Source organism: Occultella aeris (genome assembly GCF_902703175.1).
GTDB classification, from domain to species: domain Bacteria; phylum Actinomycetota; class Actinomycetes; order Actinomycetales; family Beutenbergiaceae; genus Occultella; species Occultella aeris.
This window is the reverse complement of record NZ_CACRYJ010000007.1, coordinates 1-17,142: the sequence shown is the minus strand read 5'-3', so window position 1 is coordinate 17,142 and position 17,142 is coordinate 1. Positions and strand designations below refer to the sequence as shown.

Genomic DNA, 17,142 nt, shown 5'->3' with positions numbered 1-17,142 from the left:
GAGGCCCCGCTCACGTCCACGTCGTGAGCGGGGCCTCTCGGCCGGATCAGCGGGGGAGGACCTCATCCGCTCCGCGCCTGCTGTGACGAAGGAACACGAGGGCCCCTCCCATCAGCAGCAGCACCACGGCGGCAAGCGCGAACACCCACGCGGCCTGGCTGCCCGTCGTCGGGAGGGCCGCGTCAGGCGACTCCGACCCGGACTCGGTCGTCGAGGGATCCGACGTGATCGGGTCACCGCCACCGTCGCCGTCGCCAGGCGGCGTGGCGGTCGCCGTTGCCGTATTCGACAGCGAGGCACCCGTCAGATCCGCCTCCTGCACCGTGTACGTCGCCGTGCAGACGACCTCCTCACCCGGCAGCACCGAGTCCTGGGGGCAGAAGACCTCGGACACGTCGCCCGCGCCGGAGAAGGTGCCCTCCGTGATGACCATCCCGGTGAGCGTCACGTTCCCGGTGTTGATCGCCAGGAAGTTGTACGTCACGACCTGGCCCACCGCGGTGACCGTCTGCACGTCCGAGGTCTTGACCAGGGTCAGGCTTGGCGCGTGCGGTGCGTCGATGTCCACCTGCGACGGCGGCGAGTCCACCGGCGGGACGTCCCCCGGCGGGGTACCCACCGCGGTGGCCGCGTTGCTGAGCAGCCCGGCGTCGACATCCGCCTGCGTGACGCCGTAGGTCGCCTCGCAGGTGACCGACTCCGCCGGCGCCAGCACGTCGGCGGGGCAGACGATCTCGCCGAGCTCACCGGTGCCGGTGAACTCGCTGTCCGCGATCGAGAGGTCGCCGAGGGTGACGTTGCCGGTGTTGGTGACCAGGAAGCTGAACAGCACCTGGTCCCCGGCACTCGTGATCCGGTCGACGTCGGCGGTCTTGACGAGGGTGAGTCCCGGCGCGGCCGGGACGTCCACCTCGGTCTCCGACGGCGGTGCCTCCACCGGAGTGCCGCCGCCCGTGGTTGTGTCGGGCGGAATGGCCGTGGCTGTCGCCACGTTGGTCACACCGCCGGCGTCCACGTCCTCCTGCGTGACCGCGTATGTCGCCGTGCAGGTGACGTCCTCCCCTGGGGCCAGGGTGTTGGCCGGGCACTCGATCTCGGACAGCTCTCCGGTCCCGGAGAACTCGCCCTCGACCGGCACCACGTCCGACAGTGTCACGTTCCCGGTGTTCGTCACCAGGAAGCCGTATGTGATCACGTCGCCGGCGGTGGCCACCGAGGCCGGGCTGGAGGTCTTCACAACGCTCAGACCGGGGGCGGGCTCGCTGCCGACCGTCGTCTCCGACGGCGGCGACGTCACCGGCCCATCGGTGCCCGGCGGATTGCCGGTAGCCGTGGCCACGTTGGTGACGCCACCGGCGTCGACATCGGCCTGGGTCAGCTCGTACGTCGCCGTGCAGGTGGTCTGCGCCGTAGGAGCCAGGGTGGTCGTCGGGCAGACGATCTCGGACAGCTCCCCGGTGCCGGTGAAGTCCTGCTCCTGGACGGCGACACCGTCGAGTGTGACGTTGCCGGTGTTGATCACCAGGAAGCTGTAGGTGACCTCCGCGCCCGCGTTGTCGACCGAGGCCGGGGTCGCGGTCTTCACCACGCTCAGCGACGGGTTCGGCGGCAGCTCCACCTCCACCTCCGACGGGGGTGAGTCGACCTCACCGTCCGTCGGGGTGTTCCCGAAGACGGTGGCCCCGTTGTGCAGCGCACCGCTGTCGACGTCCGCCTGCGTCAGCGTGTAGGTCGCCGTGCAGGTCGTGCTCGCGTCGGGGGCGAGCGTCGTAGCGGGGCAGCTGATGGCGGACAACTCACCGGTTCCCGAGAAGTCCTCGTCCACGATCGCGATCTCGTCGACCGTCACGTTGCCGGTGTTGGTCACCAGGAACGAGTACGTCACGGCGTTCCCCGCCGCCGCGCCCACGGGGGATGCGGTCTTGGTGACCGTCAATGACGGGTCCTCCGGCGCGTCGACCGTGACGGTCGACGGCGGGGTCTCGATGACGCCGCCGCCCGGAGGTGTGCCGCCACCGATCGCGGTGTTCGTCACCCCGCCGTTGTCGACGTCGGCCTGGGTCAGCGTGTAGGTCGCCGCGCAGGTCGTGGTGGCGCCCGGAGCCAGGGTGGTCGTCGGGCAGGTGATCGCGGAGATCTCACCCGAGCCGGAGAATGAGGTCTCGTCCACGTGCACGCCGGTGAGCGTGACGTTGCCGGTGTTCGTCAGCGCGAGGCCGTACGCGATCGTGTCGCCGACGGCGGATGCCTCGGTCGGGTCCGCCGACTTCACCAGGGTCATCGCCGGCGCGTCCGGCGTCTGGACCGTCACCGAGGAAGGCGGTGAGTCGACCGTGCCGCCTCCGGGCGGGGTGGCGGTGGCGGTCGCGGTGTTGGTGACACCGGCCGCGTCGACGTCGGTCTGCGTGAGCACGTAGGTCGCCGTGCACGTCGTGGTCGCGCCGGGGGCCAGCGTCGTGGCCGGGCACTCGATCGCGGACAGGTCGCCGGAGCCGCTGAAGTCGCCGTCGTCGATGGTCACACCCGTGAGGGTGGTCCCGCCGGTGTTGGTGACGGCGAACCGGTAGGTGATCTCCTGCCCGACCGTGCCGCTGGAGGCGGGGGTGGCGGTCTTGACGACCGTCAGGGCGTCGTCCGCCTCGTCCTCGTAGTCGAAGGTCGACGGGACCGACGTGATCGGCGGGGTCAGCGGCGGGGTGCCGGTGGCCGAGGCGGTGTTGGTGACGCCGCCGGCGTCGACGTCGGCCTGCGTGAGCGTGTAGTCCGCGGTGCAGGTCGCGGACGCTCCCGACGCCAACGCCGTACCCGGGCAGCTGATCTCGCCCAGCTCACCGGTGCCGGTGAAGTCGCCCTCATCGATCGTGATCGCGGTGAGGTCCGTGTTGCCGGTGTTCGTGACGAGGAAGCTGTACTCGAGCGTGCTGCCCTCGGCGAAGACCGCACCGTCGTCGAGCGCGGCCGACTTGACCACGGAGACGCCCGGCGCGTAGTCCGGGCTGGTCGTTACCGTCGCGGTGTTGTTGTCCAGGTTCGGGTCGTTCTCGTTGCCCGTGACCGTCACGGTGTTCGTGATCGGGTCGATGCTGTTCGGCGCCGTTGCGGTCACCTCGAAGTTGCGTTGCTCCCCTGGTGCCATCGTGCCGTACGCACACGTCATGAGGTTGCCGACGAACGAGCACTCGGTGTTCGGGCTGGACGGATTCGTGAGCGAGGCCGGCAGCTCGTCCTGGAAGTAGTAGCCGGACGACGCGACTGCACTGTTGTTGGTGACGTGGATGCCGAAGGTGATGGAGCCGCCTGGCGTGTGGGCACTGCGCACGGTCTTCTGGATCGCGAGGTCGACGTCAGGTCCGGGGTTGCTTGTCGCGTCGTTGTTCGAGTTCGGCGTCGGGCCGTTGACCGTCGAGAGGATCGTGAATGTGGGGTTCGCCGAGGTCGCGTTCGTGATGCCGAGCTGGATCACGTCGCCCGAGTCGTTGGCGGAGAGCCCGAGGTTCCCGTTTCCGTAGACCCACTGCCCGCCGTAGGTGACCGCAGGCACGTTCGTCTCCCAGGACCCAGCTGCTCCGGAGTCGAGATCCACCCGCCAGATCCGGCTGTCGTTGCCCATCCCCCAGAGGTAGCCCTCCAGGGCCACGAGGTCGGAGGTGTTCGGTACCTCTTCGCTGAGCGTGATCGGGGTGGCCACGCGTGTGGTGAGGTCGATCGCGTAGACCGTGCCGAGGTCGAGCGTGCCACGCACGTACAGCGTGTTCGCGCTGTCGCCGGCGCCGAACGTTCCCTGTTGGTAGTACGAGTCGACGTTCAGGCCGGTGATCGCACCCAGGTCCATTGCGGCACCGCCCTGGCCGATACGCAGCAGTCGCTGGGTGTCCTGTTGCACGCCGTAGAGGTAGTTGTCCACGGTGTTGTAGCCGATGGCGTTGTAGGGCACGGCCGCCGTGCCCTCGGCGACGAAAGTGAGATCGGCACCGACCTGCGCAGCCCGGTAGAGCGTCGTCGGCCGGTCCTGCGCCAGGAAGACCGCAGCCCGGTCCGGGTCGAACGGGTCGCCGTCGGCCGCGTTGGCGGCGGTGGTCGTCGTGAGGGCGCCCGCCGCCGTCAGGGCGGTAGCGGCCAGCGCGACGGCGAGCGCTCCGTGCACCAGGCGGGACAGGACACCCCCGGGCCCTCGAGACCTCCGCATCGGCGCCGTGGTCCTGCGACGTCTCTCGCGCGCTGAGCGCACACGTGTGTTACTCATGGATGTGTCCTCCCCGTTACTCCAATGGACGAAGACGCCGATGGCTCGCTCCAGGCGGCTCGACACGACGTCCGCACAAGCGAATCGGTCCGGGAAGGGCGCGAGCAATCGTTCCGGGGGTATCTCACCCGCAATCTCACCCTTGGCGGGCGCGCCGAGCGTGGTCGAACTATCCAGGCCCGATCTTGGTGCTCATCGAGCGAGTCCAGTCACGTGTCGTGACCACGACCATGGTCGGGATCCGATCGGGCTCAGTAGTTGTCGAGCAGGGCCATGAGCGCGTCGCCGACCTGCTCGATCTCCTCGGCGCTGGCAGTCAGGTCCGGCTTGACCAGCAGCACCGACGCGTAGACACCCTCGACGCATCCCTGAGCCGTGAGGCCCTGCGGGTCGGCAGCGCTGGGAATGATCCGCACCGTGTAGTTCGTGTCTTCGGGCTGCCCGGCGGCGACCAGCATGAGCGAGAAGATCTCGCAGGCTCGGGTGGGATCGATCTCCTCGCCGGCCTCGATGTCGGCAATGATCTCCTCCACGTTGGCCAGGGTCTCCTCCGAGGCCATCTCGACCACCTCGGGACGCGCGAGAAGATCCTCGAAGGCCGCCGGCATCTGGGTGGCCCAGAGCTCGGCTGCGACCAGGATCACCTGTACGCCCGTCCTGTTGAGATCGCCCCACACGCAGGCCGGAATCCCGTTGACGTCGTGGTGCCGCGGCTCCAACTCGACCCCGGCCAGAGCTGCGATCGCCCCAGCACCCGGTTGCGCACACTGGTCCGGGGTGCCTGCGCTGGGCTCCAGCGTTGCGTCATCGGTCGGCTCGGTCGGCTCGGTCGGCTCGGTCGCCTCGGCTGCTGGGCTCTGAGTGGTGGCCGGGTCAGCCCCGGCGGCGTTCGACCGCGTCGAGGTCAGTTCAGGCTCGGGCTGCGCGCAGCCCGCCAACGCGAGCATGAGGAGACAGACGGTTGCGACGCTCACTCGAGCACGATTCATGCGCGGATCTCAGCACCCCGGACTTCCCGCCGTCAAGGCCTGGTGGCAGATGACAGGATGATCGGATGGGACGGGGTGGGGCCGAGGAGTTCATTCTCGACTTCGATGAGCCCGGCCGGGATGGCGACCCGGACGTAGCCGCGCCGCCCCGTCGGCGCCGGGACGGCCCCGACCTGCCTCGCCCGGTGGCGCTCTGGGCCAGTGTCGCGGTCCTCCTCGTGGTGACCGGGATCCTGACCGCGCCCCCGCCGCCCGGCCCGGGCGACCACCGGTCTCAGGTGGTCCTGCCCGGCACCACGGAGGTGGTCGACCTCCCCGGGCTCGGCATTGCGGCCATGATCGACGACGGCTCGTCGCCGTCGGTGACGATCGTGCAGTCCGAGGACTTCACCACTGTCGAAGCGATGACTGCGGACGGGGAGGTGCTCTGGGACGCCGCGTCAGGGTGGGCGGCGGTCCGCCTCGGCGATCCCGTTCTCATGTCCGATTCGACCTCCGGCGCGCGTGACGTCCGCACCGGAGAGTGGCTCTTCGCCTGACTGACTGTCGACGGCGTCGCTCGCCTCAGCGTTGCGCCGTCGCCGTTGAGCCCCGCAGCACGAGAGTCGTCGGCAGCACGGTCGGTTCGGGCGGCGGCCCGGCCTGATGCTCCAGGGCCAGCGAGACCGCGAGCCGACCCATCTCCTCGTACGGGACGGCGACCGAGCTCAGTGGTGGCTGCATGTCCAAGGCGGCCGGCACGTCGTCGAACCCGATGACTGAGACGTCCTCGGGCACCGCGATGCCGCGGGAGTGTAGCGCCGCGAGCACGCCGGAGGCCGTCGCGTCCGAGCCTGCGAACACGGCTGTGAACTCCGCGCCCTCATCCAGTGCCCGCTCCGTGGCAGCACGTCCGGCATCCCGGGTGAACTCGCTGGCCGCGATCAGGGACTCGTCGATCGCGACGCCCCGCTCCGCGTGCGCGCGCCGGTAGCCCGCCAATCGGGTGGCGGCGGTGCTGTGTCCGACGGCACCGGGAAGCGCGAGGATCCGGCGGTGGTCACGGTCGAGCAGGGCCGTGGTGGCATCGAACGCCCCCTGCTCGTTCTGATAGTTGAGCACCAGCGCGTCAGGCGCGTGGCCGGCCAGCGACGGTCGACCGCACAGCACGAGCCGGGACCCGACCGTCGCGAGCAGGCGCTCGTAGGAGTCCATCTGCTCCCGGTAGGCGGCCAGGTCCCACGCCCCGCCGACGAGGATGACGGCGACGGCGCGGTGCTCGCGCATCAGCCGTACCTGCGCCTCCTCGCGGGCTGGGTCCGCATCGGTCGTCCCGACCACGCAGAGGCGGCCGCGCTGAGCAGCCTCGCGCTCGGCGCCGCGGGCGAGGGCGGCGAAGGAGGCACCCATGATGTCGCCGATGAGCACGGCGATCGGGCCGTCCGCCGCACCCTTCAGGGCACGTGCGTGGGCGTTCATGGTGAAGTCGAGCTTGCGGGCCGCCGCCTCCACCCGCTCCCGGGTCGCAGGCATGACCGGTCGATCCCCGGAATAGACGCGCGAGACGGTCGCGATCGAGACCCCGGCTTCGGCTGCGACATCCCGGATCGTTGGCAACCGTGCGCCGTGCGGCCTGCGCGCCTCTTTCCCTGCCATGCGGCCTCCCTCGTGGTGTGTTCGGTCTTGACACAGGACCGAGCAGGCTTGATGATACCGTTTACCTGATGATGTAAACGGTTACCTGCACAGGCGTGGCGACCGGGCATCTCGCAGTAATGAGGCTGGTGCCCGCAAGGGCCGGGAAGGAACACCGTGGAGGCCATCCAGGCACCTGATCGTCCGCAGTCGACCCCGATCTTCGCTGTCGCCGGTACGGACGATCGTTCAGCCTCAGGCCCGCGCCGCTTCCACGGCGAGGCCCGTGGCGTCGAGCGCCAGGATGCCTCAGGTCGGCCCGATCGGCCGCGTGCCCTGGTCGTGATGAGCCCACCGCACCTGGCCGAGCTGATCTTCGCCGACGGTCTGGCGACCGAGCTGGCGCTCCTGGTCGATGTCCCCGGCAGTGCGGTCCTGGATCACTTCGACTCGCCGGCCGCCGAGTCCGGGCTCGCCGATGCGCAGATCCTGATCACCGGCTGGGGCTGCCCGCCGATCACGCCGCAGGTCCTGGCATCCGCGCCGCGGCTGCGCGCGATCGTGCACGCCGGCGGTTCGGCGGCCCAGTTGCTCACCGAACCAGGGAGCGCCAAGGGTCTGCTCCTGAGCAATGCGGGCGAACCGAACGCGCTGCCCGTGGCCGAGTATGCGGTCGCGATGATCCTGCTGGCGGGCAAGGACGCGGCGGGCGCCGAGCGGCTCTACCGGGCGCGCCGCACCCATCTCGATCGCGAGATCGAGTTCGCGCATACGGGCAACTTCCGCCGCACCGTCGGTGTGGTCGGCGCATCCCGGGTCGGTCGGCAGGTGCTACGGCTGTTGCGCGACTTCGACCTGGAGGTGTTGCTGCACGATCCGTACGTCGACGCCGGTCAGTTCGGGGTCGAGGGTGTGCCGCTGGGCGAACTGATGCGTAGGAGTGACGTCGTCACGCTGCACCAGCCCGTCACGCAGGAGACGATCGGCATGATCGGCTCCGGCGAACTCGCGCTCCTGCGCGACGGTGCAACTCTCATCAACACCGCACGCGGCGAGGTCCTCGACCAGGACGCTCTGCTCGCCGAGCTGCGGAGTGGTCGGCTACGGGCCGTCCTGGACGTCACCACACCGGACCCGCTGCCCCCCGATCACCCGCTCTGGGAGGTCCCGAACCTCACCCTTACCCCACACATCGCGGGCTCCACCGGCAGCGAGCTTCGTCGGCTCGGGCAGCACGTCGTCGACGAGGTGACCCGTCTGGTCGCCGGCCAGCGCCCACTCGTCCTCGAGCAGGGAGAGCAGCGATGACCGGCACGACCGGACGGGATCCGATGACCGCGACAACCGCAAGGCCGACCGCGACCGGCGAGACGGACCCGGCCACCCCGGCCGCCGCCAACCGACCGATGGTGCCCGGGCGCCATCGCCGTGGCGTGCAGTGGCGCCGCAAGGACTACGGGCTGGTGATCCTGGCTGCCCCTGCGATCGTCTTCTTCCTGGTCTTCGCCTACGGTCCGATGGCCGGCCTGGTCGTGGCGTTCCAGGACTTCAACATCAAGGACGGCGTGTTCGGTTCGCCGTGGGCCGGACTTTCCAACTTCGAGTTCTTCTTCACCTCCGGGCAGATGGCCCGCATCCTGCGCAACACGCTGGTCCTGAACGCCCTGTTCCTGACGGCCACCCTCGGCGCAGGCGTGCTGCTCGCCCTGATGCTGAACGAGATCCGTGGCACCCTCCTGCGGCGCGGGCTGCAGTCGGCGGTCTTCATCCCCTACTTCGTCTCGCCGATCGTCATCAGCATCTTCCTGCAAGCGTTTCTGGCCGGGGTTGGTGGCCGCGGCGGGATCGTGAACGACGCCCTCAACGTGTTCGCGCTGCCGTCGGTGTCCTGGTACACCGAGCCCGGTCCCTGGCCGTGGATCCTGACGATCGTCAAGGTCTGGCAACTCGGCGGGTACTTCTCGGTGATCTTCCTGGCCGCCATCACCTCGATCCCGGAGGAGGTCTACGAGGCGGGTGTCATCGATGGTGCGTCCCGGGCACAGATGGCCTGGCGCATCACCATGCCGCTGCTGAAGCCGACCGGAGCGGTGCTGCTGCTGCTGGGCGTCGGCCGGATCTTCTACGGCGACTTCGGCCTGATCTACGCCATCGTCGGGGACAACGGGATCCTGTTCGCCACCACCGACGTGATCGACACCTACGTGTTCCGCGCCCTGCGCACCTACGGCGACTTCGGCACGACCGCCGCGATCGGGTTGTTCCAGTCGGTCGTCGGCTTCGTGCTCGTCATGATCGCGCTGGGCGTCCAGCGCCGGTACTCGAAGGAGAGTTCGATCCTGTGACCACCACGACGCACACGGTTGCGACCGGCCCGGCCGCAACCCGCGCACTGCCGGACCGGTCCGCCCAAGCCACTCCCCGCCGTCGGGCCCGTCGTCCCATGGAGGCGTTCACCGCCGTCAGTTACGTCGGCGCGACCCTGTTCGGGCTCGCCGCGGTCATCCCGTTCTGGATGGTCCTCGCCGGGTCCCTGACGGCGGAGTCCGCGCTCTCCCAGCGCGGCTACTCGTTCTGGCCGTCGCCGTTCTCGACGGCGGCCTACGAGGCGATCTTCTCCGGCAGTCGGGTGTGGCTCGCCTATGGCGCCACGCTGTTCGTCACCGTCATCGGCACCACGATGGCGGTTGCTGCCACCTCCGGGCTCGCCTGGGTGATCTCGCGTGGGCTGCCCCGGCTGAGCCGCGGCCTGGCGGTGTTCTCCTACATCCCGATGCTCTTCAGCGGTGGCCTGGTGCCGCTGTACATCCTGGTCACCCAGGTACTCGGCCTGCGCAACTCACTGTTCGCCGTGATCCTTCCTCTCGTCGTGGCGCCGTTCCTGGTCTTCGTCCAGGTGAGCTTCTTCCGGGGGATCCCCGGCGAGATCCTCGACTCCGCACGGGTCGACGGCGCGGGGGAGCTGAGGATCTTCTTCCAGATCGTGCTCCCGCTGTCGAAGCCGGTGCTCGCGGTGATCGCACTGTTCTACGCGGTGACGTTCTGGAACGACTGGTTCCACGCACTGCTGTTCATCAGCGACTCGAACATCTATCCGCTGCAGCTCGTGCTGCACAACATGATCTCGAACCTCTCGATGGCTCAGGATCTCGCCGGTGCGGGGGCCGCCCCGCTCTACCAGATCCGGCTCGCGATGACCGTCGCGACCATCGGGCCGATCCTGCTCGCCTACCCGTTCGCGCAGCGCTACTTCGTCAAGGGCCTCACCCTCGGCGCCACCAAGGGCTGAACCCGTACCCCTGAGATCTCCCCTCCCCATAGAAAGGCAAGACCATGACAGCGATCAACGATGCTGGACTGTCCCGGCGCTCCTTCCTCCTCGGCACCGCTGGGCTCGGCGCCGTCGGCGCGCTCGCGGCGTGCGGCGACGGCAGTGGCGGGGGAGGGTCGACCTCCGGCGGCAGCCTGAGTCTGCTGCTTCCCGGTGATGTGCCGCCGGAGTGGGACCGGGTCCTCGGCGCGGTCAACGAGAAGCTTGAGGCCGATCTCGGCTTCACCATCGCACCCGAGTTCATCGCGTGGTCCAACTACGCGGCCCAGTCGCTCCTGAAGTTCACTGCCGGTGAGGACTTCGACACGGCGCTCAGCGCTCGGTGGCTGAACATCGCCCAACTCGTGGAGTCGGGGGCGATCGTCGGGCTCGACGATGCGTTCGCGAGCGGCGACTACCCCGAGCTGCAGGCGACGGTGGCCCAGGACGCGTTCGACGCGAACCGCTGGCCGGACGGCACCGTGTACGGGATCCCCGCCGTCAACAGTGCCGCCCGCCTGCACCACTACACCCTGCGGGCCGACCTGGTCGACACCTACGCCGGCGGATCGATCGACTCCTTCGACCAGCTCGAACAGTTCTGGTACGACGTGCACCAGGGCGAGGGAATCCCGGGGTTCATTCGCGGTGGCGCCAGCCCCTGGCTCGTGCTCGGTGGCCCCACCGGCGTGTTCTTCCCCGAGGGCTGGGAGGACCCGAGCGTCATCCCGGTGTTCTTCTCCTCCGACTCGCTGTTCTTCGTGCCCGCCGCGGACGCCGCGAGCACCGGATCGAGCGACCTGGTGCCGTTCTGGGAGCACCAGCCCTACGTCGACGCGCTACGCAGGGTGCGCCAGTACTACGAGGACGGCATCATCAACGCCGACATGCTCAACATCGACACGGCGACGGCGAAGGGACAGTTCACCAGTGGCGGCGCGGCGTCGGTGTGGGCGATCACGGACGGCACGTCGACGTCCTCCCAGCTGCCCGAACTGAGCGCAGCCGTGCCGGGCGCATCCCTGATGAACGTGATGCCGTTCGCGGACGGTCTGGCCGCGCGTCCGAATCAGACGTTCCAGGCGGACAACATGGTGGTCCTGAACGCCTCTGGCAGTGACAACACCCGGGCCCTGCAGCTCCTCGACTGGGTCTCGAAGCAGGAGAACCACGACCTTCTGCAGTACGGCATCGAGGGGACCGACTGGGAGCTGGTGGACGGCGAGCGGTACCGCCAGACCGGGGCCTACGCCAACTTCCCCGGCTACGCACTGAGCTGGCGGGTGGATCGCGAACGCAAGGCCGCGGACATGTCCGACTCCGAGGACGAACTGTTCACCTGGTCCCAGGACTACGCCAACTTCGAGCGGGACCCGTTCTCCTCGTTCATCCCCGATCTCGGCCCCGTGGAGACCGAACACAGCCAGATCACCGCGGCGATCGCCGAGTTCGGTTCGCCGCTGTGGGTCGGCGCCAAGGACGTGGACTCCGGCCTCGACGAGCTGAAGCGGGCCATGGAGACGGCGGGCTACGAGAAGGTCCTGGACGAACTGCGCACGCAGGCGGACGCGTATCTGGCCGACCAGGGCTGATGGAGGGGCGATGTCGAGGGGAGTTCGGTCCTGACCCACGGGTTCATGTCCGATGACCTGCCGCGGATGCTGTTCGTCCACGGCTGGGGCGGCTCCGCGCGGTCCTGGGACCCGATCCGCCGGGCCCTGTCCTGGGGGAGCGGCTCCGCTGCCATCGACCTGCCCGGGCACGCCGGCGCGGCCGGCGTGCCCACCGTCCCGGGTGCGGTCGCGTCCGTCCTGGCGGCACTGGAGTCGGACGGCCCGGCGATCCTGGTGGGGCACTCGCTCGGTGGTCAGGTCACGGCGCTCGCCCACGTCACACGGCCGGATCTCGTCGTCGCCGAGGTCGTGATCGACCCCGCATACGGGCATCCCGACGGCGACCGGGCCGCACTTCAGGAGTGGGCGCGCGCGATCGAGAAGGCGCCGTCGGCCACGGTCGAGGCATTCGTCGACGGGGCGTTCGGACCGTCGACGCCGGCGGAGGTCCGCGCCGCGGTCCGCGACGACCTGCGCCGATGCGACCCCACCGCGTTCGGCACGTACCTCAGGTCGGAGTACCTGGACCCGGATGCGATGGGTCTCGAATCGGCGAGCACAGCCATACTGGCTCGGCGCAGCCGGCCGACGCTCGCCGTGTACTCCACGGCGACGGCCGCCGCGTTCGAGCGGCGAACTGGTACGGCAGACATCCTGGTGTGGCGCGGCCACGGCCACTACCTCCACCTCGAGGACCCGGCGCGGTTCGCCGGCGACGTGAGACGTTGGCTCGACACGATGGGCCCGACCGCGTCGAGCTGGTGACAGGATGACCGGATGGGACCGGTCGGGGCCGAGGAGTTCGTTCTCGACTTCGACGAGCCCGACCCTGCGCCCGAAAGGTCCGAGGAAGCCCGCGGGCTTGCCCGCCGATGGTGGGGCGGCCCAGGTGTGCCGCGCCCGCTCGCGCTCTGGGCCGGTGTCGCGGTCCTGCTCGTGGTGGCCGGGATCCTCGTGGCGCCACCGCCGCCCGGCCCGAGCTGGGGCGTGGGCCCCGGCTGGTCGAGCCCTCCCGTGCAGGAGTGGACGGTGCCGTTGGTCGCCGTTGAGGAGTTCCCGGGGGTGTCGATCCGGGAGGACCACGTGCTCGTGGTCGGCGCGGACCGCCTGGATGCCTACGACCGCGCCGATGGTACCCACCGTTGGTCCGTGACCGGCGTGGAGGACTGCGTGCTCGCGGAGGCATCGACGGTGTGTGTATCCGGATCGCCCGCCGACTCGGAGGTTGTGATCGTCAGCGACGACGGCACCGTGCGGAAGGTGGTGGTCCCCGGGGTGGTAGCGGCCACGCTTCACCGCGGCGACCTGGCGATCCTCACCGAGAGTGCCGACGGGGGCTACGAACTCACCCTGCAATCCGGCCTCGACCCCGCCGAGCCGACGTGGTCCGCGACGGTCGAGGCTCCCGACGAGATGCTGCGTGATGCGTCGCCGCGCGTTGTGGTCTGGGACGAACTGCTGCTGGTCATCGGCACCGGAGCACTCTTCCGAGCCCGCAACGGTGAGCGGGTTCCGGGCTCGTGGGCCTATCAGCTGGACGACGGTCCGCTGATCGGGTGGCGCGGCAACAGCACGCAGCAGATCCTGCCCGGCACGGACCGGGTCATGGACCTGGCCGGGGTCGGCTGGCCGGCCCTGATCGACGACGGCTCACCTCCCCAGGTGACGATCATGCAGGCGACCGATGCCACCGACTTCGTGGAGGCGGTGGCCGAGGACGGGCAGGTGCTGTGGCAATCGCCGTTCGCCTTCCCGATCGCGCGCATCGGAAACGCGCTGCTGCTGGGCGGGCCGGACGCCAGCGTGGCGCGAGAACCGTCATCCGGGGACCTGCTCTGGACGGTGCCGGAGAATCTCGCCTGCCCATGCCGAGGGGATGCCTCCGGACTCCTGGTGTATGCGTACGGGATGGGACCGGATGGCGCCTTGGCCGACACCCGCATGATCGGCTTGCGGATCGCCGACGGCGAGATCCTCTGGGAGGTGCCCCTTGGCGACAGTGCCCTGCTCGCCGACACCGATGACGCATTCGCCGTGCTGGCCGACCAGCAGCTCACGCTGTACTCGCGGAACTGAGCCTCCGGGACGCCGCGGCCCTTGCGGGTGCGTCCGAGCGTGCCCAGTGGATCAGCGAACTGATGACAGGATGACCGGATGGCACGGGGGAGAGCCGAGGAGTTCGTTCTCGACTTCGACGAGCCCGCGGCCGCCGAGGGCGTCGACGCGGCAGGGCCCGTCCCGGCTGACCGGCGCCGGAAGATCCGCGGCGTGCCGCGCCCGCTGGCGCTCTGGGCAGGCGTCTCGGTCGTTCTCGTGCTCGCTGGGATCCTCACCGTGCCGCCACCACCACCCGGCCCGAGCTGGGGCGTCGGCCCTGGCTGGTCGAGCCCGCCGGTGGAGCAGTGGACGGTCCCGCTGACCGTCCCTGCCGGAGAGCTGACGTCACCGACGATCACGGCGGAGCACGTGCTCGTCGTCGCCCCGGATCGCCTGGACGCCTACGATCGCGCCGACGGAACGCTCCGCTGGTCCGTCACCGACCTGCACCGGTGCACCGTGGCGGATGCCGTGGTGGTCTGCGTCTCTGGAGCGGGCGTCGACGCACGAGTGGCGATCGTCGACACCGGCGGCGCGGTCCATGAGCTGGCGGTCCCCGGGGCGGCGTCGGCGACCCTCCGCGGCGAAGACCTGGTGGTTCTGACCGAAGCCGGCGAGGCCGGCTACGAACTCGCGCTGCACGCCGGCCTCGATCCCGCCCAGGTGCGCTGGTCCACCCCGATCGCGATCCCCGATGCCCCCGCCGGCACCGAGGTCGTCGGCGACGATACGCCGCGCGTACGGGTGCAGGTGGGTGACCTCGTCCTGCTCAGCACCGGAGACCTGTACCGCGCCGAAACCGGGGAGCAGGTCTCCGGCTCATGGTCGGAGTACCCCAACGAGGATGCGTTGCTCTCCTGGGATGGCGAACGAGGGCAGTTGATGCTGCCCCACACGAATGAGGTGCTCGATCTGCCCGGAGCCGCTTTGCCGAGTCTCATCGACGACGGGTCATCGCCGGCTGTCGCGATCATGGAGTCCGAGAGCGGAGGGGGCTCCTCGGATGTGGTGACCTGGGACGGAGACGTCCTCTGGCACGGGACGTCAGGATTGCCGGTGGCCCGCCTCGGCGACCTCCTACTGGTGGCAGGTTCGGGCGATAGTGGAGCGCGTCGCGTCGGTACCGGGACCCAGCTCTGGTCGATCCCGGACTACCTGCTGTGCCCCTGCCGTGGGGACGTCTCCGGGCTCATGGTTTACGCCGCCGAGTTCGGACTCGAGGGCATCTCCGGTGCCCGCCTGCTCGGCCTCCGCCCCGCCGACGGCGAGGTGCTCTGGGAGATCCCCCTCGGCGACGGCGCCCGCGTGGCCGATACCGACGAGGCCGTCGCCGTGCTCGCCGACGGGCAGCTCGCGCTGTACTCCCGGACCTGACCCAGCGGCGCCCCATCGGTGCGGCTGGCCGTCGGCAGCAGGCGCCTCAGTCCGTGTGGAAGACCTCGGGAATCTCCAGCCACTGCCCGGCCGGTAGCCCGTCCATCGGCTGCTGGAGCGGGTTCACCACGGACCACCACTCCTGCGTGGTCGGGTCGGCCGCGATCGCGGCGAGGTCCGCCTCGTAGTCCTCGCCGCGGTACTCGAAATAGGAGAACAGGGTCGTGCCGAACCGGTAGATCGAGTAGTTGTGCACGTGTGAGCGGGCCAGTGCCGCCAGCACGCCGGGCCAGACTGCAGCGTGGTGCCGCTCGTAGGCCTCGATGTGCTCGGACGCCACCCCGATCACGGACGCGATGCGCTTCATCGGCGCTTGATTGGTCTCCACGCCCGGCATCGTAGCGGCGGGCGTCAGGGAGCGAGGCGCCGCGGCCGGGCCAGCTCGGTGATCTCCCGCCGCACCCACCACGCACCGGTGCGTCGGCGCTCCACCGGCGTCGAGTACCGGTACGCGAACACCCGCGCACGCACCCAGGCCGGCCGTTCGCCGTCGAACGGGTCGTCCTTCAGCAGCCGCAACGTGGCCGGGTCGGCGGCGAGGAGCCGGTCCAGGAAGGGGTCGAACCACGCGTACTGGGAGGTGGACCCGAGCCCGAGGAACCACATGCCCCAGTCCAGCCGCAGGTGGTACGGCGCGAATTGCCGCGGCCGTCGATCGACCGGCCCCGGCTTGCCTGCGAAGACGTACTCGCACCACTCGGCCGAACCAGGATCGGCCGCCGTCGTGCCCTCCACCACGATCTCGTGGCGCCGCCGGGTGATCGACCCGAACGCCCCGTAGGCACCGACCAGGTGCCAGCGGTTGAACGAGGCGTTCATCCGCTGGTGCCTGGAGATCAGGTTCCGTGCCGGCCAGTAGCTGAGCGCCAGCGTCAGCAGGCCGACAATCGTGACGACGACGGCGAACGCGGCCGGGGTGGGCCGGGTCGCGTCGCTCGGGGCGAGGGTTGGGATCAAGGCTGAGAGCACGCCGTCGTCCACCGCGGCGAACGCGATCAGCATGGTGAGCCAGTTCAGCCAGGCGAAGTTCCCGGAGATCAACAGCCACGCCTGGGTGGCAATCACGGCCGCCGCGGCCCACGTCGCGACCGGCTGAGGCGCGAACAACAGGAACGGGACGACGAGCTGGACCACGTGGTTGGCGGCCACCTCCACCTTGTGCAACGGCTTGGGCAGGTGGTGGAAGTACCAGCTCAGCGGCCCCGGCATCGGTTGGGTCTCGTGGTGGTAGTAGAGCGCGGTCAGGTCCCGCCAGACCGAGTCGCCGCGGATCTTGATCAGGCCCGCACCGAACTCGACCCGGAACGCGAGCCACCGGAACGCGAAGATCACGATGATCGGGGTCGGCACCTGATCCGAGCCGAGGAACGCCGCCAGGAACCCGGCCTCCAGCAGCAGCGACTCCCAGCCGAACCCGTAGAACACCTGGCCGACGGTCGCCAGGGAGAGATAGAGCCCGTACATGGCCAAGAATGCGATCATCGGCAGCCACGGCGGACCCGCCTGCGGCAGGCCGACGATCACTGTCGCCGCGAGCGCGATGCCCACCCAGCACATGACCCGTAGCCGACGGTCGGTGTAGCCGAACCGGAACAGCGTGGGCACACCCTTCAGCGGCACCCGCGCGAGCAGGCGCGGCACCGGGAGCAGCCCGCGCTCGCCGAGCAGTGCCGGGAACTGCCGTAGCGCGGCGACGAACGCTACGAGATAGATCGCCGCGATCCCGCGCTGCAGCACGAACCGGGCGGCGTCGTAGTTCTCGGCTCCGAACCAGCCGAGCCACCCGCCGGGGGCGAACCAGGCGTCCATGTCCCCCAGCCTGCTCGCCCCAACCCCACCATG

At 69.8% G+C, this 17,142-nt stretch carries 13 protein-coding genes; 8 read left to right on the top strand and 5 right to left on the bottom strand.

The annotated features are described in order from the left end of the window. Nucleotides 1-46: 46 nt before the first annotated feature. Nucleotides 47-4,186 carry a DUF11 domain-containing protein gene (locus HALOF300_RS02580; RefSeq protein ID WP_156739095.1) on the bottom strand — a complete coding sequence of 1,380 codons (4,140 nt, stop codon included), beginning with the start codon at nt 4,184-4,186 and terminating at the stop codon, nt 47-49. A 308-nt stretch (nt 4,187-4,494) separates the two neighbouring features. Next, nucleotides 4,495-5,217: a hypothetical protein gene (locus HALOF300_RS02575; RefSeq protein WP_156739094.1), complete on the bottom strand. Its 723-nt coding sequence runs from the start codon at nt 5,215-5,217 to the stop codon at nt 4,495-4,497. Nucleotides 5,218-5,297: 80 nt separating this feature from the next. On the opposite strand from HALOF300_RS02575, the gene HALOF300_RS02570 reads away from it, so the two are divergent. Next, nucleotides 5,298-5,771, top strand: a complete 474-nt coding sequence (locus HALOF300_RS02570; RefSeq protein ID WP_156739093.1) for a hypothetical protein — start codon at nt 5,298-5,300, stop codon at nt 5,769-5,771. 25 nt (nt 5,772-5,796) lie between these two features. Here the strand turns inward: HALOF300_RS02570 and HALOF300_RS02565 are convergent, their stop codons facing one another. Continuing rightward, complete coding sequence (locus tag HALOF300_RS02565; protein ID WP_156739092.1) at nt 5,797-6,867, bottom strand: LacI family DNA-binding transcriptional regulator; 1,071 nt, start codon at nt 6,865-6,867, stop codon at nt 5,797-5,799. Between the two features lie 324 nt (nt 6,868-7,191). Between HALOF300_RS02565 and HALOF300_RS02560 the strand changes: the two genes are divergently transcribed. The 7 genes from HALOF300_RS02560 to HALOF300_RS02530 all read left to right on the top strand — a co-directional run bounded on the left by HALOF300_RS02560 (nt 7,192) and on the right by HALOF300_RS02530 (nt 15,240). Continuing rightward, nucleotides 7,192-8,154 carry a hydroxyacid dehydrogenase gene (locus HALOF300_RS02560; protein WP_156739091.1) on the top strand — a complete coding sequence of 321 codons (963 nt, stop codon included), beginning with the start codon at nt 7,192-7,194 and terminating at the stop codon, nt 8,152-8,154. After that, nucleotides 8,151-9,191: an ABC transporter permease gene (locus tag HALOF300_RS02555; protein WP_197522244.1), complete on the top strand. Its 1,041-nt coding sequence runs from the start codon at nt 8,151-8,153 to the stop codon at nt 9,189-9,191. Before HALOF300_RS02560 ends, HALOF300_RS02555 begins: the two co-directional genes overlap by 4 nt. Then, nucleotides 9,188-10,135, top strand: coding sequence for a carbohydrate ABC transporter permease (locus HALOF300_RS02550; protein WP_156739090.1), 948 nt, complete (start codon nt 9,188-9,190; stop codon nt 10,133-10,135). The genes HALOF300_RS02555 and HALOF300_RS02550 overlap by 4 nt, the downstream gene beginning before the upstream one ends. A 44-nt stretch (nt 10,136-10,179) precedes the next feature. Beyond that, nucleotides 10,180-11,748 carry a DUF3502 domain-containing protein gene (locus tag HALOF300_RS02545; protein ID WP_156739089.1) on the top strand — a complete coding sequence of 523 codons (1,569 nt, stop codon included), beginning with the start codon at nt 10,180-10,182 and terminating at the stop codon, nt 11,746-11,748. 45 nt (nt 11,749-11,793) lie between these two features. Continuing rightward, nucleotides 11,794-12,534 (top strand): alpha/beta fold hydrolase, encoded by a 741-nt coding sequence (locus tag HALOF300_RS02540; protein ID WP_156739088.1) that lies wholly within the window; start codon nt 11,794-11,796, stop codon nt 12,532-12,534. Nucleotides 12,535-12,546: 12 nt separating this feature from the next. Next, entirely contained in the window at nt 12,547-13,845 is a 1,299-nt protein-coding gene (locus HALOF300_RS02535) for a hypothetical protein (RefSeq protein ID WP_156739087.1), read from the top strand. 78 nt (nt 13,846-13,923) lie between these two features. After that, entirely contained in the window at nt 13,924-15,240 is a 1,317-nt protein-coding gene (locus HALOF300_RS02530; RefSeq protein WP_156739086.1) for an outer membrane protein assembly factor BamB family protein, read from the top strand. Nucleotides 15,241-15,286: 46 nt separating this feature from the next. Here HALOF300_RS02530 and HALOF300_RS02525 read toward each other — a convergent pair whose 3' ends face one another. After that, complete coding sequence (locus HALOF300_RS02525; protein WP_231954976.1) at nt 15,287-15,628, bottom strand: L-rhamnose mutarotase; 342 nt, start codon at nt 15,626-15,628, stop codon at nt 15,287-15,289. Nucleotides 15,629-15,651: 23 nt separating this feature from the next. After that, nucleotides 15,652-17,109 carry a lipase maturation factor family protein gene (locus HALOF300_RS02520; protein ID WP_156739085.1) on the bottom strand — a complete coding sequence of 486 codons (1,458 nt, stop codon included), beginning with the start codon at nt 17,107-17,109 and terminating at the stop codon, nt 15,652-15,654. Between the last annotated feature and the right edge of the window lie 33 nt (nt 17,110-17,142).